Source organism: Acinetobacter sp. YH12069, from assembly GCF_013419675.1.
Taxonomy (GTDB): domain Bacteria; phylum Pseudomonadota; class Gammaproteobacteria; order Pseudomonadales; family Moraxellaceae; genus Acinetobacter; species Acinetobacter amyesii.
Genome location: NZ_VOZS01000024.1, coordinates 1 through 26647 on the forward strand (window position 1 = coordinate 1; position 26647 = coordinate 26647).

Sequence of the window (26647 nt, forward strand, 5' to 3'; positions counted from 1 at the left end):
TTCGCAAGAGATGCGATGGATGTCTGATGATTTGTAGTCATAAATTTAAGTCCCCACTTGTTTCTAAGTGGGGACTAAATTAAGGCTTATAGGATGAATTCAGAAGGTGTGTTCAGCGGACGCTTACATCTGATGAATGATCAATCACGATTGAGCAGCAATAGGCAGCCAAAACTGATGAAGATCCCACCAGTAATTGCATCAATTTTTTTACTAAATTTTTGATAGTAATGGGTCATTTTAGGTGCTGAAAATAAGACCGCAACCAATGCAAACCAAATTAAACTTTCAATAAAGACTAAAGCCAATAAAGAGCTCTGATCAAATATGCTGACATTTGCACTGATCCCAATAGAAAATACACTACTGAAATAAACCAATGCTTTAGGATTGGCCATATTGGTCAAGAAACCTTGGAATAACAGCGTCAAAGGTGATTTTTTCTGTACGGCTTGCTCGGTTGGTTTTGTTAGAGTGCCTAGATCTTTGCTCCACGCAGACTTTAATAACTGAGAGCCTAAATATAAAAGATATAAGCCACCCAAAATCATGAGGCATTGTTGTAACCAGGCCATTTTTTGAAATAGAAAATGTAAGCCACTTATTGCACAAATTGACCAAACCAAGATACTGAGTGAAATACCTAATGCGGCAAATAATGCATGTGATCTGGATTGTCGAATAGCACTTTGAGTTACAAAAAAGAAGTCTGGGCCTGGGCTGATGAGAGCAAAAAAGTGGATGAGTGCAATGCTGAGTAAGGGAGTCATTCTAATGGCTTATACATTTTGAAATGCAACTGTTATAAGCCATTTAGCTTTAAATTAATAGCTGTTTTACAGCTCAAGCTGTTGTAAAAATTGTTGCAAAATCATGGGAGCAACACGTTCTAAATGAGGTGCATGTTGCTGGCTTTGCATGCGTAAATTTGGAATGTTAATTTGTGCTTTATGTAATTCACATGTATGCCCAATCAGCCATTTTTCCATGGCTTGTGCTTCTGCTTCGATGTGAAACTGTAGGGCTAAAATATTGGGCCCATAGCTAAACGCTTGATTCGGGTATATTGTCGAGCTAGCTAGCAGCTGTGCATTTACAGGTAAATCAAAGGTATCACCATGCCAATGCAGTACAGGCACTTGATCTAATGGCGCTAATATATTGTCACTGATGGCATCAAGCGCTAGGGAACTCCAACTGATTTCTTTGCTATGACCTGCATAGACTTTCGCTCCCAATGCATGCGCAATAAGCTGAGCACCTAAGCAAATGCCTAAAGTCGGTAAGTTACTCTCTAAACGTACTTTAAGTAAGTCTATTTCTTTTTGTAGGAATGGGTAGTCATCAGTTTCATAGACTCCGATCGGGCCACCCAAAATGATGGTAAGCCCTGTATGTTGCATAGCTTTACTCAGGTCATCGACTCCAGCTTCGAAGTATCTCACCCGATAACCCAGTTGGTAAAATACATCTTCCAATGAACCCAAATCTTCAAATGCAAGGTGTTGAATGACGTAGATGGTTTCGTTTAATGCAGTACTCATAGGGATTTTTCAGGATTAAGATTTCAAAATAGAATGTAGCTTGAATTGCCGGAGATTAAAAAGGAAAACTGTAAATTTTTCACAATTTCGAAAAGAAATAAATATAGAAGTTGGTTGAAGCGGATTGTTTTTTCTTTGAGTGATTATGTTCGACGATAGAACTTAGCATTTAAAACTTTGGTGCTGTGAATTAAGGGATCCCGCAAGGCTTTATTGGCAAAATTTATGAGAAAAAGTGCATGAAATTTAGATAAAGCTTTGGTTTAGTATAAAAAAAAGATGAAAAACCAATGGAAAAGCGTTTAGAGATGCGTATGATGAAATCTTCGACAAACAACAGTTCATTTTTCTTTTAATATCATCACATAATTAGATAACTGATTTTAAAAGTAAAAAAATATAAGCCAGGGAACTTGTATGCAGTCAAAACATAATCGAGATGCCAGTCTCTTGCATGCGATACATAAAATTTTATTAAAGGAATGGGACCCGTTAGGGATTCGCCGTATTCCTGCTTTACGTGATGAGTATGATGATTATTTGCCCAATATTTTTAAATTAATTCAAGAGGATTCAAGTGAATCAGAAATTTTTGAATATTTATGGTGGGTTGAGCAAAAAGTCTTAGAGAAAAAAGGACAGAAGGAACATACCCTAAAAATTGCGAAAATGCTGAAGGCAATTGAGCGCTAGTTTGCGGTCGTGTACGCATAAAAAACCGATATATATCCGTATCGGTTTTTTATATTGAATCTCTTAGAAGTCTATTAGAAACGGTTTAGAATTTCTTTTCTAAGGTAAACATAAAGCTTGGAATTGATTCATTGATACGAGATTGGTATAGCGCGCCAGAACTTTGTTCCTTTAACACTTCTTTATAATCTGAGCTGAGAATATTACGTGCATTCACCGATGCAGACCAATTTTGATCAAAGCGTTTAGTAAAACTCACATCCATATTGACGCGTTCATTGCTGGTGCGATTGTACGGTTCGTTACTCAGTGCACGTGTATATTCAGGGGTATAATCGAGATTCACACTTGTTGCAATACGCCACGGTTGGTAGTTGTATGATAAACCAGCACTTGCGGTATAAGGTGCAACATCACTTGCCAAACGGTCAGAGCCGTCAGTTTCTTCAATTTTTGCACGTACAGTTGAAAGCTGAGCATTCAACATAAAAGAATGACCATTCTCCGTTTGCTTCAGTGCATAGCGTCCAGCAATCTCCACACCATAAGTAGTTGCACTGTCTTGGTTATATGGGCGTTCGACAAAACGGCAATCGGTATTTCCCGTTTCGCAACGACCGCCTGTAGCATTTTCTGACAGGATCGATTTTTCGATATAGTCATTAATTTCTCGATAATATGCAGTGATATTTACACCTCCAGCAGGGGTGTTATAGCCTAAGGTTGTTTCGTAAGCATTAATAGTTTCAGGTCTTAGGTCAGGATTACCACCACGATCAGGATTGTTTAGTTTCCCTGCATCGCTATCTGTAGAAACTGAAATAGTCGGCATTAATTGATTGCTACGTGGGTTTTTAAAAGCCTGACTCAAATTGGTTTGAAGTGACCACTGGTCATTAAAGTCAAAACGGTGTGCTAATACAGGACTTAAATGCTGATCTTGATAATCCACTAAACCTGAACGATCAATCCACTCTTGGCGTACACCTAAAGTTAAGGTTTGGCGCGGCGTATATTTCCAACTTCCTTCAACATAGGCAGCATACAATTGTTCATCTAAGGTCTTTGCAATATTGCTTTCAAGTTCATTGCTACGTAGATCAGTACCAAATTTTATTTGGCGTTTTGAGTCGAACTTGCGGACACCGTCATAGCCTAAGCTATATTCATTAATTTGTTCATCAATATACGATTGAGAATCTCTATACTCTGTTAATTCTGTTTCATTTTGCTGCTCGATTGATAAGCGAATTTTGTCGGAATTGCCTTGGTCTTTACGCTCATATCGTGTGTTGAGTCGAATGCTGTCATTTTTATCTTTTTGGACTTGGGAGCCACTTGTGCCTTCGCTTTCATTGTTGCGATAAAATATTTCAGCGACCAATTTTTGTTGATCATCAAGTTGATATTCAACACGTGGGGTGAGCATTTGCGACGTACGATTGGTGATGCGTTTTTGAGTTTTCGTCCCTGTTGCATCTTGTGTGCGGGTGAGCGTATCTGAATCATTCCACATTTGGCTCCCAGATAAACTATAGATCCAAGGGTCTGAACGACCATCCATTTGAAAGTTTAAATTGGTGCGTTCTTCTTCACGTGTATTTGATTTGGTTAGACCATAACCAGCACGTACAGAACCACTCAAACGCGTGCCATTCAATGGTTCTTTTAAAATAATATTAATGACAGCAGATGAAGCAACCGAGCCTTGAGCTACACTTGGTTGTTTGGTGATTTCAAGGCGTTCGATCATTTCCGGTGTAATGCTATCAACAATTGACATGCCCCCACGAGGACCACCTTGTACAGGTTCACCATTGATTAAAAACACGGGTGCGCCACCACCACGAAAACGCATGCCGCCAGCACCTGCACCACCACGTGGACCACCGCCGGCACCGGGGAGTTGAAACCCTGCAGCACGACGCAGTGCATCATTGATGGACTGATCGCCAAATTTCAACATTTCATCACGGCTTATGATGGTTTTTGCGACAGCACTGATATCTGGGTCTTTGGGCTTAGTGCTTGCTGTTGGAACTTCAAATGTTAAAGCTTCCATTTGCTGAACTGCTGCAGATTCTTGGGGATTTTGAACAGTATCTGCGGCCCAAATTGATGTTGAGATCGTAAGTAATGCGTAACTTAAGCTGGTCAGTTTGAGTGTGGTGTGCGCGCCGTGCATTATTTGGTTGTCCAAATGTAATTTTGGCAAAGAATAACGGAAAATTATGGAGAAAAATTGAGGAGAATAACCAAGATGAGCATTTCATCTGATTATTTTTTAACAGGTAGGCGAAAGGTCATATTGCAATAAGGAAAGCCTTATTCGTTGGGGGGGAAATTAAGGCCTATTAACGTCGCTACAATATAATAAATAACTGAGGTGACGCAGTAGCATCAGAAGCGTACTTTGCTTCAAATAATAAAGATACGCGGTAATGTCATGCGCAATTGTTTGAGACAGGACGACTTCTAATCAAAAATGTTTTTGCGATACGTTGAATAATTTGACGGTAGTGAACGAGTTTTGTCTGTGAGGTGCATTGCACCGCAAGATGGTTTCCTTGCGAAGCTTCGCATCTCATTTTGCCGAATGAGAAACAACGTTTCGTAAGAGTACTTCCAGCCGAAAGCTAATCCCTGTATTTAATCCCTAAATGTAAGACTTCGTCAGATTTAAATATTATTTTAAAAATGTGAAATGGCTTTCATGTGCATAACATGAGTAAATACATATAAAAATAAGCCTTTGAAGAAAGATTTAGACATAAAAAAACCCTCATCTTTCGATGAGGGTTTTTCGTATTTTGGAGCGGGAAAGGAGACTCGAACTCCCGACCCCAACCTTGGCAAGGTTATGCTCTACCAACTGAGCTATTCCCGCAATGAGGTGAATTATAGAGAATTTCACGCAACTGTCAACTCTCTATGCTTCTGTTTGCTTAATTAATCAGCGCGACGCCAAATAGTACCTTGACGTGTATCTTCCAGAACTACGCCCTGATCCAGTAAAGATTGACGAATGTCATCTGCTTTGGCAAATTCTTTGGCTTTTTTCGCATCTTTACGTTGTTGAATTAAATCTTCAATCTGTTCTTCTGATAAGCCTAATGCTTCCTGACCGATATCAGATTTCAGGAAATCATCCACATTGTGTTGCACCAAACCTAAAATATTGGTCAAGTGACGCAATGTCGAATAATACACAGCCGCTTGTTCAGCATTTTCATCTTTCACGGCACGGTTCAATTCTTTGTTGACTTCAAACAATACCGCAATTGCTTCTGCGGTGTTGAAATCATCACGCATAGCGGCATTAAAGCGCTCAACTAAAGCATCATCCAAAGTTTCTACGGTTTTTTCACCATAGACTTGCTGATAAGCTTTAAATGAATGATAGAAACGGGAAAGGGTATTTTTCGCTTCTTTTAAAGCAGTGTCAGAGAAGTTTACTGGGCTACGGTAATGTGATGACACAATAAAGAAGCGGATCACTTCAGGGTGGAATTTATCCATGACATCACGAATAGTGAAGAAGTTACCTAAAGACTTCGACATTTTTTCGCCATCGACATTAATAAAGCCGACATGCATCCAGTAATTAACATACTGTTCGCCAGTAGATGCCTCAGATTGCGCAATTTCATTTTCATGATGCGGGAAAGTTAAGTCTGAACCGCCACCATGAATATCAAAATGGTTGCCTAAGCAGCAGGTCGACATCGCTGAACATTCAATATGCCAGCCCGGACGGCCATTGCCCCAAGGTGAAGCCCAAGAAGGTTCATTTTCTTTGGCATGTTTCCAAAGCACGAAGTCAAAAGGATGTTTCTTTTCTACTTCTACATCAACGCGTTCAGAAGCACCAGCCTGCATATCGTCAAGTTTACGACCCGAAAGACGACCATATTTGGCAAACTTTTCAACTTCAAAATAAACATCGCCATTTGCAGATGGGTAGGCTGTACCTTTGTTAACCAAGCTACCAATCATATTCTGCATTTGATCGATATAGTCTGTTGCACGTGGTGCTTCATCAGGTGCTGCACAACCTAAATTGGCAGCATCTTCGTTCATGGCCTTAATAAAACGGTCGGTTAAAGCAGTAATGCTTTCGCCATTTTCATTGGCACGGGCAATGATTTTGTCGTCAATATCGGTAATGTTTCGAACGTATTTTACGCTCCAGCCCTGACTGCGCAGGAAACGGATAATATAGTCAAATGCAACCATAACTCGAGCATGACCAATATGACAGTAGTCATACACAGTCATTCCACAGACATACATGTCGATATGTCCTTCTTTGCGAGGTACGAATTCTACTTTTTTACGTTGCTCTGAGTTATATAGAACAAAAGGTTGCATAGGTCTTCAAATTGTTTCTACCAAAAGATGGCTCATCTTAACCTAAGCATTTTTTTTCATAAAGTTAAAACCCAAAAAAGCAGATATTTTTTAATGCTTGATGTAATTGTACTGCTGGAAAAAGAAGTTGAAGGCTCATTTGATTCGGGCTGAATTTCATTTGAGAGTTTAATTCAATTTATCTGTTCCTAAGATAAAAAAGAAGAAATGCATCTTTTCTGCATAATTCATGAATTCTTATACATTTGGAAACGTGCTATTTGTATAGATATGATAAAATTGTGAAAATTTTTTATTTTGAAAGTGAGAGCGCACCTCTCACGGCTTAAGGTATAACAACTTTGAATCCACCAAATATGCCGAATCAAGTCGATTTTCAGAAAGTCGCATTAGAAACTTTGCGTATTGAAGAGCATGCTTTACAAGTATTAGCGACGCAAATAGATGATCGTTTTAGCCAAGCCTGCGAAATCATTTTACAGTGCAAAGGGCGTTTAGTGATTACTGGTATGGGCAAATCGGGTCATATCGGTCGTAAAATGGCCGCTACATTTGCCTCGACTGGTACGCCATCTTTCTTCATGCATCCGGGTGAAGCTGGACATGGTGATTTGGGCATGTTGGTTAAAGGTGATGTGCTCATTGCAATTTCAAACTCAGGTAAGAGTGATGAAATTATGATGCTGATGCCATTGATCAAACATTTGGGCATTCCTCTCATTACTATGAGTGGCGACAATAAAGGCCCAATGCCACAAAATGCCGATGTCGCATTGACCTTGGGTAATATTCAAGAAGCATGCCCTTTGGGTTTAGCTCCGACCTCAAGTACCACTGCAACATTAGCCTTAGGTGATGCCCTTGCAGTTGCATTATTGGATGCACGTGGCTTTACCTCAGATGATTTCGCACGTTCTCATCCTGCTGGAGCGTTGGGTAAGCGTTTGTTATTGCATGTAAAACATCTTATGCATACAGGTGAAGACTTACCCAAAGTGTCGCCAGAGACACCAATGAATAAAGTCCTGTACGAAATTTCAAATAAACGTTTGGGTCTCACCACGATCGTCGATGAAAACGATACCTTATTGGGCATTTTTACCGATGGTGATTTACGTCGTTTGATTGATAAACAGCAAGGCTTTGATGTGAATATGAAAGTCTCAGAAGTGATGATTAAAAATCCTTTGACGATTTCACAAGAAGAACGTGCGGTACATGCTTTAGAACGTATGAACGAAAAGAAAATTACACAATTTGTAGTTGTTGATGATGCCAAGAAAGTGATTGGGATTATCAGCATGCATGATCTGATTCAGGCTGGGGTAAATTAAGAAAATGGCATCGTATGTATTGCTAGAACAAGCGCGTCACATAGAAGCACTGGTACTGGATGTAGATGGAATTTTAAGTGATGGATTTGTAACGTTGACCAATAGTGGCGATGAAATCAAATCTTTTGATATTCGTGATGGCTTGGGCATGAAGTTAGTGCAAAAAGCGGGTATCAAAGTCATCATTATTACCGGCCGTAAAAGTAATATTGTTGAAAAACGCATGTCTGACTTAGGTGTCGATTTGGTCTTTCAAGGACGTGAAGACAAAGGTGTTGCCTTGACTGAAGCCTGTGCACAGTTTGGTATTGATCCTTCAGATTGCCTATATATGGGTGATGATTGGCCCGATCTTTCAGCCTTTGCTATTGCAGGGATGAAAGTGACCGTACCGAATGGACATTTAGAAGTACGTCGTCGTGCAGATCTTGTTACTCAGGCGATGGGTGGACGTGGTGCTGTTCGTGAAATCTGCGATATGCTTTTAGTTTCTAAAGGTGTATACCAGGAACTACTTGAAAAATATGCAAGTGCACCTTATTAATAAATTGATGCAGTCATTGGATTGAATCTCCGCTTATGGATACTAAAGTTTTATACGTGACAGCTGTGGTCATTGCTGCAGTAAGCGGTGGTTTTTACTATTTCGGTGGAAAGGGTAATAAACTTCAGGCGGACTCTTCGAAAAGTATGACTTACTCAGCTGAAAACATTAACCTGACGCAGACTGATGAGCAGGGGAAATTGCATATTCGTGCGCAAGTCGATCGACTTGAGCAGGATTTGCAAAAGCAAACGTCTCATTTGGTCAATCTGAAAGCATCGACCTATCAAGATGGTGCTGTCGATGCCACGTTCTTTGCCAAACAAGCCAATGGTATGGACGATAACCAAAAAGTCGTACTGAGTGACAATGTGGTTGCAACGAAATTGATGCGTGAAGGTCAAATGGAGTTTCGTACTGAGGAACTAACTGCTTTTCCAAAAAAGCGTGAAATAGAAACGGACAAGACTGTAACGGTGATTTCACCACAAGCCGAATTTGTCAGCCAAGGTTTAAAAGCAAATTTAAACGACGGTCAATACGAATTTTTTAATATTCGAGGAAAGTATGAACCATAATTTTAATCGAAAAACTGCAAAAACTTTCCTAAAACGTACAGCGCTACTCGGTTCACTGGCGTTATGTTCAGTTGCAGCTTTTGCTTTGCCTTCCGACCGTAATCAACCGATTTCATTGGTTGCCGATCGTGCAACGTTTAATGAAAAAACCGGGATTACGACGTATACCGGTAATGTCATCATTGAACAGGGTTCAATGAAGCTGCAGGCAAACTCAATCGTTGCGAACTTAAACAGCAAAAAAGAGATCAGTACGATTACAGCAACGGGTGGGCCAGCACATTTCCAACAAAAAACTGACCCTGCCAAAGGCTATGCGAAAGGCCAAGCACAGAAAATCGTCTACAATGCTGAAACAGGTATTATCACCATGACGGGTGGTGCTTTGTTGCAACAAGATGGTGCAAGTATTCGTGGTAATAGCTTGAAATACAGTATGAATAAAGGCGATATCGTTGCTGAAGGTACGCCAAATAAATCTGGATCTTCTTCAGGTCGTGTACAAATCGTGATTCCGCCGTCAAGCACTAAGTCCTTCCCAGGAGCACGTGATTAATGGAGCAGACCTCGCAAGTTCAAACTTTATGTATTAAGCATTTAGCCAAAAACTACAGTAAGCGTTGGGTGGTAAAGGATGTGTCCTTTAGCATGCAAAGTGGTCAAATTGTGGGTTTACTTGGTCCAAATGGTGCAGGTAAAACCACAAGCTTCTATATGGTTGTTGGCTTAGTTCGTATGGATAAAGGTGAGATTCATTTAGATGATCTTGATTTGTCTGACTTGGCAATGCATGAGCGCGCACGTAAAGGTATTGGTTATCTACCTCAAGAAGCATCTATTTTTAGAAAATTAACGATTTCTGAAAATATCATGTCTATTCTAGAAACTCGTAAAGATCTGAATAAGCAACAGCGTCAGCAACGTCTAACAGAATTGCTTGCTGACTTTAAAATCACACACATCAAAGATTCTCTTGGTATGAGTGTGTCGGGTGGTGAGCGTCGTCGTGCGGAAATCGCGCGTGCGTTAGCGGCAGACCCTAAATTTATGTTGCTAGATGAACCTTTTGCAGGGGTCGATCCTATTTCAGTGGGTGATATCAAAGACATTATCCGAACATTGAAAGATCGTGGTATTGGTGTATTAATTACCGACCATAATGTGCGAGAAACTCTAGCAATTTGTGAGCACGCCTATATCGTGAGTGAAGGCTCAGTGATTGCAGAAGGCACACCAGAAGAAGTGCTTGCAGATGAAACGGTACGTAAAGTTTATCTTGGTGATGATTTTACCGTTTAATTGAATAAAATAAGAAATTGCCCGTTGAATGGCGCTAGTTTGGTTCAGCGGGTTTATGTTATTGTCTGAAATGACAAAAACTGAGTAATTAATCTAAAAATTAACAAAAATATCAGTATACATTAAACTAAAAATACGATCTGCAAAAATCATGCGATTACGAAAGATGAATGGTCCAGAAGTTGGGCGTCCGCGTAAAAATAAGTGTAATTTCTTTTGTATATTATTATTACCCTTTTCCATTGGTTCAGTGTATGCAGCAGATACTAGCACTGCACAAAGTACCATTCAAAAGACATTAGATAAGATTTTTTTACCTAATAAGCCTAAACCTTCTGCCGAAAAAATTAACATCACCGAACTCAGTAAATATAATTTAGATACCTCACGTGTCCAAGAAATGCCAGCCGTTGCTTATGGTCGAACACAACAAGGCAGCTATAATCCAAACACAGTAGCGAAGAATCTAAGTTTTATTGATGCGATACATATCGCCGTCCAAAGACGTCCAGAAATCACACAAAGTATTGCTACAGTCGCATCGCAAAACGCTAATATTGACCTAGCGAATGCTGCATATTATCCCCAAATTTCAGGTGGATTGAGCACTGCAGATCTGACTAAAGGCGAGCGTGGACGTCAGTTTGTATCTTTAAATGCGACGCAGATGTTATATGACTTTGGTAAAACCAAAAGTGCTGTCGGTATCGAAGAAGCAAAAATGTTACAAGAGCAGGCTAATGTACTTGTAAATTTAGATGAAGTTTCTTTTGATGTTGCAAATGCCATTATCAACATTAAACGATATCAAGAAGTTGCTAAAATTGCGCAGCAGCAAATTGCCGGTGTGAGTCGGATTGCTGAGATTGCTAATTTACGTGCAACCGCAGGGATCAGTAGTCAAGCAGACCCTATTCAAGCCAAGTCAAATTTAGAAGCTGCGGAATCAAATTTAATTGTGCAAGAAACTCAACTTCGACAGTACCAACAGCGACTTCGTACCTTGTTAGGTTTTGATGTAAGTCAGATCAATTGGGTGATACCCGATCGGATCTTAACTGCAGCGGCTTTATATGAGGATCCGGACTTCAAGATGATTCCGAGCATGATGAAAGCACAGGCTGGAGTTCAAGTTGCCAAACTGCAAAAGCAACAGTCAAAATTAAGTGCTTATCCAACCCTCAATGTCAAAGGCAGTCTGAGTCAGGCGGTGAATGGCCGTAATCCAAATAATGATGAAGATGATGGTTTATATAATTCAATCATGTTGGAAGCCACCAGTAATTTTTACCAAGGTGGTGCAATTGCAGCGCAAACACGTGCCGCAAGCTATGCAGAAGAAGCAGCAAAAGCACAAGTAAATACAGTGTATTTGGATGTGATTGATCAAGTCCGAATGATTCGTGAACAAATCGAAAATAAAAAGCGTCAAATGTCGATATTGGTGCAGCGCCGTGAAACAACGGTAAGAACCAAAGAGCTGTATCAAGAACAATATAAATTAGGCACTCGAACGGTTGTCGATCTACTGAATGCAGAGCAAGCCATACATAGTGCCGCACAAGAAATTGTGACATCGCAATATGATATCTACTCAGCACTTGCACAGTACATCCAAGTGACAGGGCGTTCACGAAATATCTATGAACTTAATAATATATCTATTCAGGGGTTTGAAGTTCAGCCATGAGTAATACAATAAATTATCAACCGTGGCTACAAGCGGTTCTGAATATTGCAAAGCATTATCGAATTGAACCCTCTGAAGAACGTATACGGTTGCAGTTGGATTGGGATCAACACAAAAATGCCGATGAACTGGTCGCAGTTATGGCACGCCAAATTGGATTAAGTGTTCGTAAAAACAAATACGACATAAATCTGCTCAATCCATGGCGCTTACCGGTATTGGTTGAGTTTATCAGTGGTGAAGTGGGTGTGGTAGAACGCATAGACGTAGACGGTAATGCCAGTGTCCAATTGAGCGGAGATGAAGGTTTATCTCAAGTCTTCTCTATTGAACGATTGAGCCATGGCGTTCGCAATATATATTCTGCGTCCAGAGTCATCTGTACCCGATGCACGTGTTGATGAATACATCAAGCCGTTTGAAAAAAATTGGTTCTGGTCGATCGTTTTAAAAGACTGGAAACGCTACATCGACATTATGTTTGCTTCATTAATGGCAAATATCTTGGCCCTAGCCACCATTTTATTCTCAATGAATGTGTACGACCGTGTCATTCCATCTCAATCTGTGCCGACTTTATGGGTACTTGCGGGTGGGGTGTTAATTGCAGCGATATTTGAGTTTGCATTACGTGTTTCACGAATTTATTTGTCGGATATTATTGGTAAACGTGCCGATTTGAAAATTTCAGATCGTGTATTTGGTCATGCATTAAGAATTAAAAATAGCGAACGCTCAAAATCTACAGGTACTTTTATTTCACAGATTCGTGAATTAGAAGGGGTACGCGAAATGGTCACCTCGACGACTGTTACTGCGATTGCCGACTTACCGTTTTTCTTCTTGTTCCTGTTCATCTTCTGGTTAATTGGCGGCAATCTATTTTGGGTTATGCTGTTGGTGGTTCCTTTGATGATTATTCCAGGGATTTTGGCGCAAAAACCATTGGCTAAACTTGCACAAATGGGTATGCGCGAGTCTTCGATTCGTAATGCCTTATTGGTTGAATCTGTGCAAGGTATGGAGGATATCAAATTACTTCGTGCTGAATCACGTTTCCAAAACCAATGGAACCACATGAATGAAGTGTCTGCTGATGTCAGCATGCGTCAACGTAAAATTGTAGGCTTAATGTCGGCATGGACGCAAAAAATTCAGGGTCTAACGTTTGCAATTGTTGTACTTGTCGGCTGTTTTGCTGTGATGAAAGGTGAAATGACCACAGGTGCTTTGGTGGCTTGTTCGATTTTGTCTTCACGAATGTTGGCACCGATTTCTGCACTGGCAGGGGTATTAGGTCGTTTACAACAGGCTAAAGTGGCAAAAGCCGGTCTGGATGAGCTCATGAAGAAACCTGTCGATCAACCGGATTATTCTCATCTTATTCATCGACCATCAATTAATGGTCATTATGAACTCAATGGTGTGTCATTTAAGTATGGTGAAGATGACCCACGTCCAAGTCTTTTAATTCCAAAACTGGAAATTAAGGCTGGAGAAAAAATCGCAATTTTGGGCCGTAACGGTGCTGGTAAGTCGACGCTACTCCAATTGTTATCGGGTATGCAAACGCCAGTACAAGGCAAAGTTAAATTAGATGGGATTGAGCTGTCTTTAATTGACCCCGCAGATGTACGCCGTGATATGGGGCTATTGAACCAAAATTCACAGTTATTTTATGGTACGATTCGTGAAAACTTGACCTTGGGTGCTCCGCTGGCTACGGATGAACAATTGATTGAAGTACTGAAAATTACGGGTGCAATTCACTTTGTTCAAGAGAAAAAAGAAGGGCTAGACCATATCATTTTAGAAGGTGGTGTAGGCTTCTCTGGCGGTCAACGCCAAGCTTTGTTGCTTGCACGCTTATTGATTCGTCAACCCAATATTTTATTGCTTGATGAACCTACAGCAGCCATTGATGACGTATCTGAGAAGCAGTTGATCGATCATTTAAAAGGTTATTTACAAAACCGAACTATGGTGGTAGCAACACATCGCCGTGCGGTACTTGAGTTGGTTGACCGCATTATTGTGGTGAATGAAGGTAAAATTGTCATGGATGGGCCTCGTGATCAAATTCTGAATCAGAATGCTCAGAAAAAAGTAGCTGGGGCTTAAATCATGAGTGAAAATAAACAAGAAATACAACGCTCGACCAAAGTCAGCTTTAAAGAGCCACCATTACCGAAATCGAGTTTAATCATTTGGATTATTACGATTGGTCTGGCAATCCTTTTAGTTTGGGCTTGGTTGTTTAAATTAGAAGAAGTCTCTACAGGGACAGGTAAAGTGATTCCATCTTCGAAAGAACAAATTGTTCAGTCGCTTGAGGGAGGTATTTTAACCAAGTTGAATGTGAAGGAAGGTCAAATTGTTGAACAAGGTCAAGTCCTTGCGCAACTCGATCCAACACGCTTCGCATCAAATGTTGGTGAAACCGAGTCTTTACTTGTGGCATCACGTGCGACAGCAGCACGTTTACGTGCAGAAGTGAATGGTACACCATTAACCTTTCCTGAAGATGTTCAAAAGATTCCAGCTTTAGTGAAGGAAGAAACAGCTTTATATCATTCACGTCGTGCAAACTTGGAAGAATCTGTTGCCGGCTTAAAACAGGCATTGGTGTTAGTTCAACAAGAATTGGCCATGACTGAGCCGCTCGTTGCTAAAGGGGCAGCAAGTGAAGTTGAAGTACTTCGTTTAAAGCGTTCAGCGAATGACTTACAAAATCAGTTAAATGATGTCCGTAACCAATATTTGGTGAAATCACGGGAAGAATTGTCGAAAGCCAATACTGATATTGAATCGCAGCAACAAGTGGTGAAAGGCAAATCGGATACGCTGAGCCGTACCGTTTTTAAATCTCCAGTTCGTGGTGTGGTCAAAGAGATTGATGTGATGACATTGGGCGGTGTGATTCCGCAAAATGGTAAATTGATGACTATTGTACCTTTGGATGAACAGCTTTTGGTAGAAGCACGTATTTCACCGCGAGATATTGCTTTTATTCGTCCGGGTCAAGAAGCCTTAGTGAAAATTACGGCATATGACTATTCGATCTATGGTGGTCTAAAAGGTAAAGTGACCGTCATTTCACCAGATACTTTACGTGATGAAGTGAAACAAGATCAGTTCTATTATCGTGTTTATATTCGTACAGATAGTGATAAATTAAGCAATAAAGAAGGTAAAAGTTTTAGTATCACTCCGGGTATGGTGGCGACAGTTGATATCCGTACCGGCTCGAAAACTGTACTTGAGTACTTAATCAAGCCATTCAATAAAGCAAAAGAAGCACTTCGCGAACGTTAATAGCGCAGTGCCAATCAAGCCTCCAGTTTTGGAGGCTTTTTTGTGGATGTAAGTCTTTCAAAAAACGCTATAATGTCCTTTGATACAGGATCTAAAGACGTTATGCCATTTACACTCGCCGCACAGTTTGAATATGAAGAAGACATTAAAAAAAGTCGTTTTCAAGCCATCGCAGTTCCTGTGGAAAATGAACAAGCCGTTAAAGAATTTCTCGAAGCCCATAAAGATATCTCAACAACACATCAGTGTTGGGCATGGAAAATTGGACATACCGTACGTTTTAATGATGATGGTGAGCCTTCAGGCACAGCAGGTCGGCCCATTCTAGCAACCATAGAAGGGAATGATCTGACCAACGTGTTGGTCTTGGTTAATCGTTGGTATGGCGGAATTAAGCTCGGGACAGGGGGATTGGTACGTGCCTATGGTGGCTGTGCAGGTCAATGCCTTTTACAAGCTGAAAAAATTGAACTTATTGAGAAGAAAAAAGTGCAGTTTAGTTGTCAGTTTAATGAATGGGCAATTTTCCAATATGAACTCAATCAGCAGCAAATTGAATTTCAGGAAGACTATTCAGCACAGGGCGTAAATGTACTTGCATCATTGCAAATTCATCAAATCCAACCGCTACAGTTAAAGATTCAAGATGTAACTCGCGGACGTGAACAATTGCATATCATCGAGGCTGATGAAGATGAATGAACAAGATCCATTATTGAAATATCGAGAGCAACATAAGCATCGTCTGAATTATATGCCTTGGTTGTATTGGTCACTTAAACCGAAAAATCGTGGTTGGGCCGAAGCTTGGCAACAGGAATATCAAGACTATCTCAAATCGATGGAAACCGTTGAAATTGGTGAAAACTGTTTTATATCGCCATTGGCTCATATTTTTGCTGAACCGGGACGTAAGATTGTTATTGGAGATAACAGCTTTATTGCAGCAGATTGCACTTTGCATGGCCCAATTGAAATTGGCAATGAAGTGGCGATCAATCATCACTGTATTATAGATGGTGGGCGAGTGGGCATCAAAATTCACGATCAGGTTCGTATGGCGGCATATTGCCATTTATACGCTTTTGATCATGGAATGGATGTCAATCAACCGATCTATCAACAAGCTGTACGTTCACAAGGGATTGAGATAGAGCGTGATGTTTGGCTAGGTGCGCATGTTGGAATCAAGGATGGCATTCACATTGCTGAGCAGGCTGTGGTCGGTATGAACAGTATGGTGACGAAAAATGTTGAAGCACGTGCCATTATTGCGGGTAATCCTGCAAAATTCATTCGATATCGTGAATAAATAATCACCAAATAGGTCATAAATCATTTTTATGCTTACACAAATGCATGCACAGTGAAACAGAGTTGTGATAAGTTAAAAATAACAAACAACATTTTATAGCCAAGCAATAATAAAACGAGGGCTAATCATGAAACGAGTTATCGCCTGTATCGACTCTTCTCCATGCATTAATGCACTAGCTGATGCTGCTGCTTGGGTTGCTAAACAAACTCACCGCGAGTTGGTTTTACTACAAATACTTGATTACTATCCGGCAAGTTATCACTTAGGTGAAATCAGTGGCGTGATTGGGTTTGAAAGTAATGCTATGCTCTTGAAAGAACTCGCGGAGTTAGAACAAAAACAAAGTGATTTAGCGTTAGATTATAGTAATAACTTGCTCAAACACATTTCTGAAATGATCCAAGATAAGCATGGTATTCAAACCACCCATATTCAGGAAAAGGGCGACTTCTTAGAGCAAAGTTTTAATGTGTTGCAAGATGACGATATTGTTTTAATTGGTCGCGTGGGTGAACGTTCAGCAGAGCGCAATAAGCCGCTGGGTAGTAATGTTGAAAACTTTATACGTGGTGCAAGTTGTACAGTTATGACCGTAGGACCAACGTTTAAACCACCGACTCGCTTTATTTTTGCCTATGAATATTCGCCTAAATGCGTTGAGTTAATGAAGCGTGTGGCACAAAGTGATCTACTCAAACTCTTACAATGTCATTTGGTTTATGTTGGAGATCACCCGCAAATCTTGGATGATCCAAAAAATTATTTAACCAATGCCGGTTTAGATGTGGTGACGGAATACCGTTATGGCGATGTTTCGGAAAATATTCTGGACTATCAACAAGAGCATGGCATTCAGTTAATCGTACTTGGCGCTTTTAGCCACAGTAAAATCCATCAGTTCTTCTTGGGCAGTATCACCACCAGTATTTTCAGAAATTCGAGTGTTCCATTGTTGGTTGTAAAATAAGTTGAGCAAACGAACAGGGTTGATTTAAAAATAATCAGAGTTATCCTCATAAATTGTGGATAACTCTGTGTGTAGTGTTTGTAAGTAGTTGTTTTAAAAATAAAATATTGTATTGATTATTTTTTATACCTTTATTCGAGGTGGCTAAAAAACACCTCGATTTAGATTATTTAACGATTGCAATCGCAAAACCATCATGACCTTTACAACCTACAGTTTGAAGTGCCGTGCAAGATAAAATTTTTGGATGATTTTGCATGGCTTTGAACATATCTCGGATACCTTCAATACTTGGCTTGTGGTTTTCGGCATTCAGAATCTCACCTGCACGAATCACATTGTCTAAAACAATCACTGTACCTGAATGAGATAAATTTAGGCTTAATTCTAAATATTCAGGGTAGCTCTGTTTGTCTGCATCGACAAAAATAAAGTCAAAAGCTTCAGTATCTTCAGGAAGGGCACGTAAAATATCTGCCGCGCGACCACATTTTAGTTCAATCGTTTGTGCAAGCTTTGCATTATCAATATTTTCTTGACCCAGGGCAGCATGTGTATCACGACCTTCAATGGTCAGAATGTAACCATCTTCAGGTAATGCGCGTGCTAACCACATGGTGCTATAGGCTGCAAAAGTGCCAAGTTCTAAAACGCGTTTACACTTGTTCATTTGAATTAACATTTGTAGCAACATACCTTGATTGGCCGCTACAGCAAGATGATCGGGAAAGCCACGTTCATCTGTATGTTGAAGTGTTTGAGTCAGTATTGGATCTTCAGGAATTAAATGTGAATCGATGTAAGCATCAATGTCTGTCCACATTTGTTGCATGTTGTCGCACCTCGTGATTGATGCAAGCATTTTAAACCTTTCCACTAACATCGCAATTTATTGTTCTGTATTTGTATATTTTATGCACAAAAAAGACCTCCGAAGAGGTCTTGGTATGACAATGTAATGTTTTAGTAATTACACATTGATGAACGACTTGAGTGATCAGGCCCCCAAGTACGGTAGCCTTGAGTATCAATATGAATTTGTCCGCTGGCATATAGACCTAGGCCCATATTGAGGCTTTGCCCATGTTGTGACCAAAATTGGCATAAACGGAACTTGGTATTTTCAATATAACTATAGTCTTCGGGCTGTGGATACGCAGGTCCAATACGGAAATCAATCGCAGAGTTGTATAAGTGACGAGATGAACTTGCACCACCGGCACATTGGTTCAAAGGCAAATCACGATAAACCGAAGTCACTTCAAAGTCCGTTAAGATATTGGCAGCAACTAAATATTTAAAGACACGTAAGGTTGCAATTTGGTTTTGCCATAATTCACGGTTAGGCACCATATATTCTGAGCGTCCACATTTTTGCCAGTCACGTGCAGTACGCATCAACTCAAATGATGGAATGATATTGCCTACACCATTTCTCTCTAAAAAGACTTCATAGTCTCGGACGCGACGTAAATTATCAACAGAAGCGACCCATGAGTTGTATGCATAAGGCACCACTTTAGGCGGGGCTTGTCTGATGGTCGTCACTTTTTCTTGAGGTATGTAAATACGTTTACCGTCGGGAGTTGTAATAGTGTGACCTTGTTTTTGTGGTGTAGTCGTACAACCAATGAAAACAAGAGGGAATATTGCAACGGACAATAATCCCTTGAGTAAATGCTTCATTATAGAAATCAATAATTTATAAACTCGTTCTATTTTAATCCAATTTGATTGAGAAAATTTGAATAATTTGCAATGAAATGTGTGTTTTAAGTATAAAAAAAGATCAGCATGTGCTGATCTTTTCATGAAAGCGTAAAATTACTTTTCAAGATATTGTAATTTATCAGCTTTACCGTTCCATTCTTCACGGTCGGCAGGTTGATCACCAATTTGAGTGATGTTCGGCCATTTTTGAGAAAGTTCAGTATTAAGTTCGATAAATACTTCTTGACCTTCAGGTAACTCATCTTCAGAGAAAATCGCGTTAGCTGGACACTCAGGTTCACATAGCGCACAGTCGATACATTCATCTGGATTAATAACAAGGAAGTTTGGACCTTCATAGAAACAGTCAACAGGGCAAACTTCTACGCAGTCTTGATATTTACATTTAATACAGTTTTCAGTGACAACAAAGGTCATGGCGACAGCTACCTAAAAAATATGGTTCTAATAAACTAATGGTGTATTTTAGGCAAAAAATAGGGTAACTAACAATTCCTTTTATTGATAATTATTATATGCAGTGCTGTTAAAATCACTAAAAACTGAACAATTTATGTAAATTTCACAATGAATGAGAATCATACTCAAAAAACTGATTAAATTACATCTGTTTATCGAACAATATTTTTAATGTGTATTTTAAGCATGAAACATTTAACAACATTAATTTTTTATCAATTTATTGCTGAATAGCCGCAGTAGTAGATAGCAAACATTCACTAATTTACGCGTTTGAATGGAGTCAATGCAAAGAACACCTTCATAGGTGCTCTTTGCATATCTCATCTAGCATTTCTGCTTAATTAGATCTTAAGTAAATCCTTTAAGGCGTAAAGCTGTTGCAGTGCTTCACGTGGACTTAAGTTATCGATATCTATATCTGCTAAGGCATCAAGTACGGGCGATGTTTTTTCAACTTCAACCACACGTTCGATGACTTCAGGCTCTGCTAGTGCCGAGAATAGATCGGTTTGTACAGCCGTATTGAGTTGCTGTTTTTGCTGAGTTTCTAATATACGAAGTCGATTTTGCGCTTCTTTGATTACTGCCGCTGGAATACCCGCAAGTTTTGCCACCTGTAGACCATGACTTTGACTCGCAGGACCTTGTTGAACTTTATGCAATAGGATCAGGTTGCCATTTAACTCACGAGCGGTCACATGATAGTTATCGATATTGGCGTCTCTGCTTAACTCGGTTAGCTCAAAATAATGCGTTGCAAATAGGCATAAACATTTAATGCGACGGGTGAGATCGAGCACACATGCCCACGCCAAAGATAAACCGTCATAGGTACTCGTACCACGCCCAACTTCATCCATCAGTACCAGTGATTGATTGGTTGCATGATGAAGAATCTGAGAGGTTTCAGTCATTTCCACCATGAAGGTTGATTTGCCTGTAGACAAGTCGTCGGCAGATCCAATACGGGTAAATATCCGGTCGATAGGCCCTAAAATGGCAGATTGGGCAGGGACAAAGCTACCACAGTAGGCCAATAAACTGATTAAGGCAGTTTGGCGCATAAAGGTTGATTTACCGCCCATATTTGGCCCTGTGATAATCGCCATACGGTGATTAAAGTCCAAACTGGTATCATTTGGGGTAAATGCCGATTTGCTCAGCGATTCCACAACAGGGTGACGTCCGGCTTTGATTTTGATCCCAACTTCAGGGCTATATTCAGGACGTGACCAATTGCGTAATCGAGCTTGATGGGCAAAATTGGCCAATAAATCAATTTGCGCTATAGCTGCGCTCATCATTTGTAAGTTGCCAATATCTGCACGTAATTCATCGAGTAATAGTTCAAAAAGCATTTTTTCGCGCGCTAATGCACGTGACTCACTCGAAAGCACCTTATCTTCAAAAGATTTCAGCTCAGGGGTAATGTAGCGTTCCGCATTTTTTAGGGTTTGGCGGCGAATATAATGATCAGGTGCTTGCTCAGCCTGCGCTCGAGTGAGTTCAATATAGTAGCCACTGACACGGTTATAGCCAATTTTTAAGGTTGCAATGCCGGTTTGTTCACGCTCTTTGATTTCGAGATCAATGAGGAATTGTCCTGCATGGTCACGAATTTTACGCAGTTCATCGAGTTCAGTGTCGAAGCCCTCAGCAATCACATTACCATCACGTAAAAGCACCGGCGGGTTTTCTACGATGGCAGACATGAGACGCTTATGTAAGCCGTGAAAATCCCCCATTTCATCATTTAACTGAGCGATCAGCTTAGATTGGTGTGACTGAATGATCGGTTCAAGTGCATGTCGAAGATAGGGAATTTGTGCACAAGTTTGACGTAACTGAACTAGGTCTCGTGGACGAGCACTGCCGAGAGCTACACGAGATAGCACACGTTCAATATCACCAACTTCTTTGAGAACTAAGCGGATCGGAGACTCATGATAGCCTTGAAGCATCGCTTGTGATGCATCTAAACGTGCATCCAATAAAGCGGTATCTCGTAAAGGCTGCATTAAGGTACGACTTAATAGACGGCCACCCATCGCAGTTTGGCAATCATTGATTAGTTGGAACAGGGAAGTACCATGTTCAAATAGGGGATCAATCAGTTCTAAGTTACGACGAGTGACGGGATCGAGCGCCACGAAATCACTACTTTGTTCGAGTTGAATGCTGCGGATATGTGGTAAAGCAGTTTTTTGAGTCACTTTTGCATAGTGAATCAAAGCCGCTGCGGCAGCTTTCGCCAAAGGTAAATGGTCAATACCAAAACCTGAAAGTGTGGCAACTGCAAATTGGTCACACAGCGTTTTTTGTGCGTTATTTAAATTGAAGTCGACGTTTGGACGTTTAGTGACAGGGCAGTCTAATTGACGTTTAATTTGCTCAACAATATTCGGATCAATGAGATCTTCATCAATCAAAATTTCGCTCGGCATTAAACGCGAAAGTTCGATTGCTAATTGTTCCAGCTGATAGTCCATTTGCTGAACTTTGAAAATACCTGCACTGAGGTCTAGTAAAGCAATCCCGATCTGATTTTGTTGTAAGCAGATCGCGACTAAATTTGAACTTTGATGAGAGGCAATCAGTGCATCGTCTGTTAATGTTCCCGGGGTAATGATACGAACAATGCCGCGCTCAACTGGACCTTTACCTGTTACTTCACCAATTTGTTCGCAGATCACCACCGTTTCACCTTTTTTTACAAGGCGGGCTAAATAGCCTTCAGCTGCATGGTAGGGGACACCCGCCATAGGAATAGGCTCACCATTGGCTTTACCACGATGTGTTAGTGTAATTCCTAAAAGTTTTGCTGCCTTATGCGCATCTTCAAAAAAGAGCTCATAAAAATCACCCATCCGATAAAACATCAGTGAATGCGGATTTTGCATTTTGACTGACATGTACTGTTGCATCATCGGGGTCAGGGTTGAAAGGTCAACTTTGGAATTATCAGCTTGCATGAAACGAAATACCTTAAAATAAAAATTTGTGCGCTGCTAAACGAAAAACACTGTTTTGATGAAAATTGGATTTAGAAAAAGTCCTTATATTTATTTTGTCTCTTCATTCAAAACCACAGGTGTACGTTAACAAATCGTGTTGCTGATTCTAGCAAAAAAAGTGACAGGAAAATGCCAGAAAAGGTTTGCCTGCATGTAAAAAAAGCAGTCAAAATATTATTTATAAACGCTAAAAAGTCTGTGTGTAAATTCAACAATGGATAAATTCATAAAGCAATAGACTGACTCAAATATCAAGCTGCGCTTTAGCCTACGCTAATCGGTATTGGTTTCGACCACTGCCTTTTGCAAGGTAAAGCGCTTGAACGGCAGCCAATATAAATTTTTGAATTTGATCAGATTCAGATGGAATGATCGTTGCCGCGCCGATGCTAATCGTCACAAATTTGGAAATATGGCTGGCCGGATGTGGAAGTTCGAGAGATTGAATACGGCGTAATAAATCGGCTGCCAAAGGTTCAATCTCAGCTTCAGTTAACATCGGAAAGAGGAGTAAAAACTCTTCGCCACCATAGCGCGCGGCCAATTCACCACTTCTATTGGTAATTTGAGATAAGACCTCTGCAATTTGGGTCAGGCAGATGTCACCCGCCTGATGTCCTAAATGATCATTTTAATTTTCAAAAAATCGATATCGATCACCATGATGCTTAAAGGCTTTTGATGGCGTAGGGCATAATGCCATAGCTGTTCTAAAGCTCCTTATAACGGACGACGGTTTGCTAGCCCAGTCAGTGGGTCATGCTCTGTCATTTTTTTCAATTGTTCAGATTGCTTTTGCATTTCATTTTGATGCAGTTCAATAATGCAATTTTGCAAGAAATTTTCACGGTGTTGACGGTCAATTACATAGGCAATCGCCATACCCAGAAAGCTACTATAGGTATATGTACGATTTAAGAACGTCCAGTCAATTTGAAAATCAAAAGCTTTGGTAATGATGTATCCAATCAAGCCACCGCATCAACCCGCAACCACGGCAGTATAAAAACGCATACCAACAAAGGCATAGATGATGACCACGGTATACATCATGGCAGCATGTAATAGCGCATCATTGTGATAATTACCAATCATGGTAATGATGATAAATGTGATCGCAACAGCGCACATCGAGCCTAAACAAGTATAAGCATCAAAATAACGGTTCAAACGCGGAACAAAAGATAAAACCCATGCACTCAGAATGATAATCCCCACCCAAATGTACAGAGAAATCCATAAAACTGCGTCATGACCCGCAGGGATCACTTGATAAATCCCCGAACATAACAGGGCATACAGGAGAAAAATAATGATCCCGCGAAAACGAAATTCTTTCGCCGCTTCATCACGGTAGAGCGGCTGATAAATGGATTCTAAATTTGGCGTAAAATAAACTTTATTTAATCGAGTTTTGATTAAACCCTCAATTTCATCCCGATGAAGTAACTTTGAGCCTTTTAATTTCATAATTCGATATGCTCATAAAAAATTTAGGATATGTGCACAACTTTTTTGTCTATATTTAACCCGTATTTATCTCTAATATAAGATTTGTATAAAATTTAACAAGTGATTTTGAGTTTTAAAATGATTAAAAAATAAAGGCTTATATAATAATTATGTGAATATTGGCATATTCAAGTAAATGCAGAAATGAAAAAAACCGATCCTGAGATCGGTTTTAAAATATGTAGATCAAATTAAATGCTGTATTGGATTATGGTTTATAGAGGCCAAGTTCAATCAAATGCAAACGTAATATACGGCGTAGTTCGAGTACAGCTTCTGGGGTTTCTTGAATTGAATGACCACCTTTAATGATCTTTTCTGAAACAGCACCCTCTAAATGCGCACTGGTGTATGGCACGACATCATCTGAAATTACATTTTTATCTTGGCTGTTGGTGTTATTTCCCATAATTGAGTGAAACTTCAAACCTATACGTGGCTGAATATCTTCAGTGAGCGCAATAAATTTGGATTGGTGGCTTAAGTCACTTGGTCCATTTTGGATTAAGCCGTGGTCGATTTCACGGAATAAATCTTTCAGGTCTTCTTCCTGAGTTAACACATCACCCATGGCTGATAAGAAAGCGCCCGGAAGTTTAATGATTTTTCGAGCAGCTTTGGTAAACCAACGATCTGCGTATTCAGTACCACGATGCGGTGCAGCCAAGAAAATCGCACGGCTGAAATTTGGAATATCGTCAATTACCATACGCTGCTTCACGACTGGAATATTGCGGTACTGATTTAATTGACGTGAGTTCATCATTTTCAAAGCAGATTGCGTGGTATCCGCTTGGCTAACCAGTAGTCGTGCAATAATTCCGCCCATACTATGACCAACTAAAACCGCATCTTTTTTAGCTGCAGCATTGGCGTCGACTTTATTAAAAGTTTGAGTCAATATGGAATAAATTTGGAAGCGGCTTTCAATAATCGGCATGTTGGTTGAATAGAACACTTGCCACACTTGATAATGCTCACGTAGCACAGAATCGCCCATAATATCGTTGGTGAGACGAATCCATGCTTCAGGGCTACTAGCAAGACCATGTACCAAAACGATGACTTTTTTGTCAGGATTATATGGTTCAAGCATGTATAAATGTGGCATCGTGAGTTTTTCATCACGGTCAATTAGGGATAAATACGCTGCCTTGCCCAAGTTGTTTTGTGCTAACCAAAGACCATAAGGTGCAGAAAAATTGGCTGCAAGGGCATAGTTTTTATTGGCAATATTGACCTGTTCATATTTGTACGGGTCGTAAGCCTTAATTTGAAACTCATGCTGATTTAAAATTTGATCAACTGAAGTTGTGGTGCTTACAGGTTCCGCTGTTAAGGTTGCAGCTAAATAGCGCGCTTGATGGATGTTGGGGTTTGAACCAGACGGATATTTAAAATCTATTGGGTTGATAATGTATTTGGCTTTGCCTGTTTCAACTGTATGTTCTTCGGGTAAAACCACAAGGAATTCGGAACCAAAACCATCTCGGCGGGTAATTGAACGTAAACCTGAGAAGTTGAGGTTATAGGTTGACATCAATTGTTCAATTTTACGATTTTTGAGTTCTGGGTAATGGCTGAAGTCAATATGATAGGTGGTTTGTCCGACTTTGATCTGTTGGGTGACTTCTTGCAGTTTATAACGTAGTGCATAGCTGCTAACCAGTTTAGCAATCCCTTGATTATAGAAATCTCGGATTTGAACTTGGCGGTTATCAAAAATACGGTCAGCAGGCGCACGTTTGGTTTTAAACATATAGGCGTAGCTATAGCGAATACTTTTATCCAGTAGCGTCAGCTGTTGATCTAAACATTTGTTATAAGTGTCTTGTTCAATTTTTTGTTTTTCTTCTGATTTGTGGCTACTGAGAAGACCTAATTTACAGGCTGAAGAAGACTCATATTCGATGGCTTTGGCTAAATATAATTCACTTGCCGTAGACAATAATTGTTCATCTTGAATTTGAGGGATCTGTTGTAGTTCATCAACACAGGCTTTCGGGTCTTCTATACACGCTTTGGCTTCACGACCTGTCATCGACAAGACATTTAAACTGGCTTCGCTGAGTTTGTTTCGAGAAATAATACTTTCACGTTCATTGGCAATAGAAACGTTGAGTTTTTGGTTTTTGACACTGACGACCTGACATCCACTCAGTACGCTGGTACTCATGATTCCAAGGAGCAGTATTGTTTTAGTATTTAGCTGCATAAAGGGGTCGCACATTGGGTTGAATATTTTCAAATCATACGATAATTGTCAGGATTTTCA

Annotated in this window: 20 protein-coding genes, 1 tRNA gene and 2 pseudogenes; 12 read left to right on the forward strand and 11 right to left on the reverse strand. The window is 40.1% G+C overall.

The features are described from left to right. Nucleotides 1-140: 140 nt before the first annotated feature. Together FTU16_RS14120 and FTU16_RS14125 are read right to left on the reverse strand one after the other, a co-directional pair. Nucleotides 141-770, reverse strand: coding sequence for a LysE family transporter (locus FTU16_RS14120; protein ID WP_180163501.1), 630 nt, complete (start codon nucleotides 768-770; stop codon nucleotides 141-143). A gap of 66 nt (nucleotides 771-836) precedes the next feature. Continuing rightward, a complete protein-coding gene (locus tag FTU16_RS14125) occupies nucleotides 837-1544 on the reverse strand; it encodes a glutamine amidotransferase (RefSeq protein WP_180163502.1) in 708 nt (235 codons plus the stop codon). Nucleotides 1545-1961: 417 nt separating this feature from the next. Between FTU16_RS14125 and FTU16_RS14130 the strand changes: the two genes are divergently transcribed. Beyond that, nucleotides 1962-2237, forward strand: coding sequence for a hypothetical protein (locus FTU16_RS14130; protein ID WP_078193570.1), 276 nt, complete (start codon nucleotides 1962-1964; stop codon nucleotides 2235-2237). Nucleotides 2238-2322: 85 nt separating this feature from the next. On the opposite strand, the gene FTU16_RS14135 is transcribed toward FTU16_RS14130, so the two are convergent. From FTU16_RS14135 to cysS, 3 genes are all read right to left on the reverse strand, one after another. Beyond that, a complete protein-coding gene (locus tag FTU16_RS14135) occupies nucleotides 2323-4422 on the reverse strand; it encodes a TonB-dependent siderophore receptor (protein WP_180163503.1) in 2100 nt (699 codons plus the stop codon). Between the two features lie 626 nt (nucleotides 4423-5048). After that, a tRNA-Gly gene (locus FTU16_RS14140) sits at nucleotides 5049-5124 on the reverse strand. 62 nt (nucleotides 5125-5186) lie between these two features. After that, nucleotides 5187-6608 (reverse strand): cysteine--tRNA ligase, encoded by a 1422-nt coding sequence (cysS, locus tag FTU16_RS14145; protein WP_180163504.1) that lies wholly within the window; start codon nucleotides 6606-6608, stop codon nucleotides 5187-5189. A 356-nt stretch (nucleotides 6609-6964) separates the two neighbouring features. Here cysS and FTU16_RS14150 point away from each other — a divergent pair, with 356 nt between their 5' ends. The 11 genes and pseudogenes from FTU16_RS14150 to FTU16_RS14200 all read left to right on the forward strand — a co-directional run bounded on the left by FTU16_RS14150 (nucleotide 6965) and on the right by FTU16_RS14200 (nucleotide 17653). After that, nucleotides 6965-7942: an SIS domain-containing protein gene (locus FTU16_RS14150; RefSeq protein WP_180163515.1), complete on the forward strand. Its 978-nt coding sequence runs from the start codon at nucleotides 6965-6967 to the stop codon at nucleotides 7940-7942. Nucleotides 7943-7946: 4 nt separating this feature from the next. After that, a complete protein-coding gene (locus tag FTU16_RS14155; protein WP_078188762.1) occupies nucleotides 7947-8486 on the forward strand; it encodes an HAD family hydrolase in 540 nt (179 codons plus the stop codon). 35 nt (nucleotides 8487-8521) lie between these two features. Beyond that, nucleotides 8522-9064 (forward strand): LPS export ABC transporter periplasmic protein LptC, encoded by a 543-nt coding sequence (gene lptC / locus FTU16_RS14160; RefSeq protein WP_180027055.1) that lies wholly within the window; start codon nucleotides 8522-8524, stop codon nucleotides 9062-9064. Next, nucleotides 9054-9620, forward strand: a complete 567-nt coding sequence (gene lptA / locus FTU16_RS14165; protein ID WP_111883783.1) for a lipopolysaccharide transport periplasmic protein LptA — start codon at nucleotides 9054-9056, stop codon at nucleotides 9618-9620. The genes lptC and lptA overlap by 11 nt, the downstream gene beginning before the upstream one ends. Continuing rightward, entirely contained in the window at nucleotides 9620-10363 is a 744-nt protein-coding gene (gene lptB / locus FTU16_RS14170) for an LPS export ABC transporter ATP-binding protein (protein ID WP_078188759.1), read from the forward strand. The genes lptA and lptB overlap by 1 nt, the downstream gene beginning before the upstream one ends. 166 nt (nucleotides 10364-10529) lie before the next feature. Then, nucleotides 10530-12053 (forward strand): TolC family protein, encoded by a 1524-nt coding sequence (locus FTU16_RS14175; RefSeq protein WP_180163516.1) that lies wholly within the window; start codon nucleotides 10530-10532, stop codon nucleotides 12051-12053. After that, nucleotides 12050-14174, forward strand: a pseudogene (locus FTU16_RS14180) (type I secretion system permease/ATPase). Before FTU16_RS14175 ends, FTU16_RS14180 begins: the two are co-directional and overlap by 4 nt. A gap of 3 nt (nucleotides 14175-14177) precedes the next feature. Continuing rightward, on the forward strand, nucleotides 14178-15368 hold the full coding sequence (locus FTU16_RS14185; RefSeq protein ID WP_078193562.1) for an HlyD family type I secretion periplasmic adaptor subunit: 1191 nt from the start codon (nucleotides 14178-14180) through the stop codon (nucleotides 15366-15368). A 102-nt stretch (nucleotides 15369-15470) separates the two neighbouring features. Further along, the gene (locus tag FTU16_RS14190; protein WP_180163505.1) at nucleotides 15471-16070 is read left to right on the forward strand and encodes a YigZ family protein; all 600 of its coding nucleotides are present in this window, start codon (nucleotides 15471-15473) and stop codon (nucleotides 16068-16070) included. Further along, nucleotides 16063-16680, forward strand: a complete 618-nt coding sequence (locus FTU16_RS14195) for a DapH/DapD/GlmU-related protein (RefSeq protein WP_180163506.1) — start codon at nucleotides 16063-16065, stop codon at nucleotides 16678-16680. The genes FTU16_RS14190 and FTU16_RS14195 overlap by 8 nt, the downstream gene beginning before the upstream one ends. Before the next feature lie 130 nt (nucleotides 16681-16810). After that, on the forward strand, nucleotides 16811-17653 hold the full coding sequence (locus tag FTU16_RS14200; protein WP_078188753.1) for a universal stress protein: 843 nt from the start codon (nucleotides 16811-16813) through the stop codon (nucleotides 17651-17653). Nucleotides 17654-17819: 166 nt separating this feature from the next. Here FTU16_RS14200 and FTU16_RS14205 read toward each other — a convergent pair whose 3' ends face one another. The 6 genes and pseudogenes from FTU16_RS14205 to FTU16_RS14230 all read right to left on the reverse strand — a co-directional run bounded on the left by FTU16_RS14205 (nucleotide 17820) and on the right by FTU16_RS14230 (nucleotide 26548). Next, on the reverse strand, nucleotides 17820-18485 hold the full coding sequence (locus tag FTU16_RS14205) for an O-methyltransferase (RefSeq protein ID WP_168377631.1): 666 nt from the start codon (nucleotides 18483-18485) through the stop codon (nucleotides 17820-17822). 131 nt (nucleotides 18486-18616) lie between these two features. Further along, nucleotides 18617-19339, reverse strand: coding sequence for a D-Ala-D-Ala carboxypeptidase family metallohydrolase (locus FTU16_RS14210; protein ID WP_180163507.1), 723 nt, complete (start codon nucleotides 19337-19339; stop codon nucleotides 18617-18619). A 138-nt stretch (nucleotides 19340-19477) separates the two neighbouring features. Beyond that, nucleotides 19478-19801 carry a ferredoxin FdxA gene (gene fdxA / locus FTU16_RS14215; RefSeq protein ID WP_004651686.1) on the reverse strand — a complete coding sequence of 108 codons (324 nt, stop codon included), beginning with the start codon at nucleotides 19799-19801 and terminating at the stop codon, nucleotides 19478-19480. Between the two features lie 386 nt (nucleotides 19802-20187). Next, a complete protein-coding gene (gene mutS / locus FTU16_RS14220; protein ID WP_180163508.1) occupies nucleotides 20188-22818 on the reverse strand; it encodes a DNA mismatch repair protein MutS in 2631 nt (876 codons plus the stop codon). Between the two features lie 310 nt (nucleotides 22819-23128). Next, nucleotides 23129-24330: pseudogene (locus tag FTU16_RS14225) on the reverse strand (GGDEF domain-containing protein). Between the two features lie 250 nt (nucleotides 24331-24580). Next, complete coding sequence (locus tag FTU16_RS14230; RefSeq protein ID WP_373683904.1) at nucleotides 24581-26548, reverse strand: esterase/lipase family protein; 1968 nt, start codon at nucleotides 26546-26548, stop codon at nucleotides 24581-24583. Between the last annotated feature and the right edge of the window lie 99 nt (nucleotides 26549-26647).

What these genes read in the sequence shown, in the direction of transcription:
- FTU16_RS14120 (WP_180163501.1), bottom strand. Translation starts at nt 770, where the DNA reads ATGACTCCCTTACTCAGCATTGCACTCATCCACTTTTTTGCTCTCATC.
- FTU16_RS14125 (WP_180163502.1), bottom strand. Translation starts at nt 1,544, where the DNA reads ATGAGTACTGCATTAAACGAAACCATCTACGTCATTCAACACCTTGCA.
- FTU16_RS14130 (WP_078193570.1), top strand. Translation starts at nt 1,962, where the DNA reads ATGCAGTCAAAACATAATCGAGATGCCAGTCTCTTGCATGCGATACAT.
- FTU16_RS14135 (WP_180163503.1), bottom strand. Translation starts at nt 4,422, where the DNA reads ATGCACGGCGCGCACACCACACTCAAACTGACCAGCTTAAGTTACGCA.
- cysS (WP_180163504.1), bottom strand. Translation starts at nt 6,608, where the DNA reads ATGCAACCTTTTGTTCTATATAACTCAGAGCAACGTAAAAAAGTAGAA.
- FTU16_RS14150 (WP_180163515.1), top strand. Translation starts at nt 6,965, where the DNA reads ATGCCGAATCAAGTCGATTTTCAGAAAGTCGCATTAGAAACTTTGCGT.
- FTU16_RS14155 (WP_078188762.1), top strand. Translation starts at nt 7,947, where the DNA reads ATGGCATCGTATGTATTGCTAGAACAAGCGCGTCACATAGAAGCACTG.
- lptC (WP_180027055.1), top strand. Translation starts at nt 8,522, where the DNA reads ATGGATACTAAAGTTTTATACGTGACAGCTGTGGTCATTGCTGCAGTA.
- lptA (WP_111883783.1), top strand. Translation starts at nt 9,054, where the DNA reads ATGAACCATAATTTTAATCGAAAAACTGCAAAAACTTTCCTAAAACGT.
- lptB (WP_078188759.1), top strand. Translation starts at nt 9,620, where the DNA reads ATGGAGCAGACCTCGCAAGTTCAAACTTTATGTATTAAGCATTTAGCC.
- FTU16_RS14175 (WP_180163516.1), top strand. Translation starts at nt 10,530, where the DNA reads ATGAATGGTCCAGAAGTTGGGCGTCCGCGTAAAAATAAGTGTAATTTC.
- FTU16_RS14185 (WP_078193562.1), top strand. Translation starts at nt 14,178, where the DNA reads ATGAGTGAAAATAAACAAGAAATACAACGCTCGACCAAAGTCAGCTTT.
- FTU16_RS14190 (WP_180163505.1), top strand. Translation starts at nt 15,471, where the DNA reads ATGCCATTTACACTCGCCGCACAGTTTGAATATGAAGAAGACATTAAA.
- FTU16_RS14195 (WP_180163506.1), top strand. Translation starts at nt 16,063, where the DNA reads ATGAATGAACAAGATCCATTATTGAAATATCGAGAGCAACATAAGCAT.
- FTU16_RS14200 (WP_078188753.1), top strand. Translation starts at nt 16,811, where the DNA reads ATGAAACGAGTTATCGCCTGTATCGACTCTTCTCCATGCATTAATGCA.
- FTU16_RS14205 (WP_168377631.1), bottom strand. Translation starts at nt 18,485, where the DNA reads ATGCAACAAATGTGGACAGACATTGATGCTTACATCGATTCACATTTA.
- FTU16_RS14210 (WP_180163507.1), bottom strand. Translation starts at nt 19,339, where the DNA reads ATGAAGCATTTACTCAAGGGATTATTGTCCGTTGCAATATTCCCTCTT.
- fdxA (WP_004651686.1), bottom strand. Translation starts at nt 19,801, where the DNA reads ATGACCTTTGTTGTCACTGAAAACTGTATTAAATGTAAATATCAAGAC.
- mutS (WP_180163508.1), bottom strand. Translation starts at nt 22,818, where the DNA reads ATGCAAGCTGATAATTCCAAAGTTGACCTTTCAACCCTGACCCCGATG.
- FTU16_RS14230 (WP_373683904.1), bottom strand. Translation starts at nt 26,548, where the DNA reads ATGAGTACCAGCGTACTGAGTGGATGTCAGGTCGTCAGTGTCAAAAAC.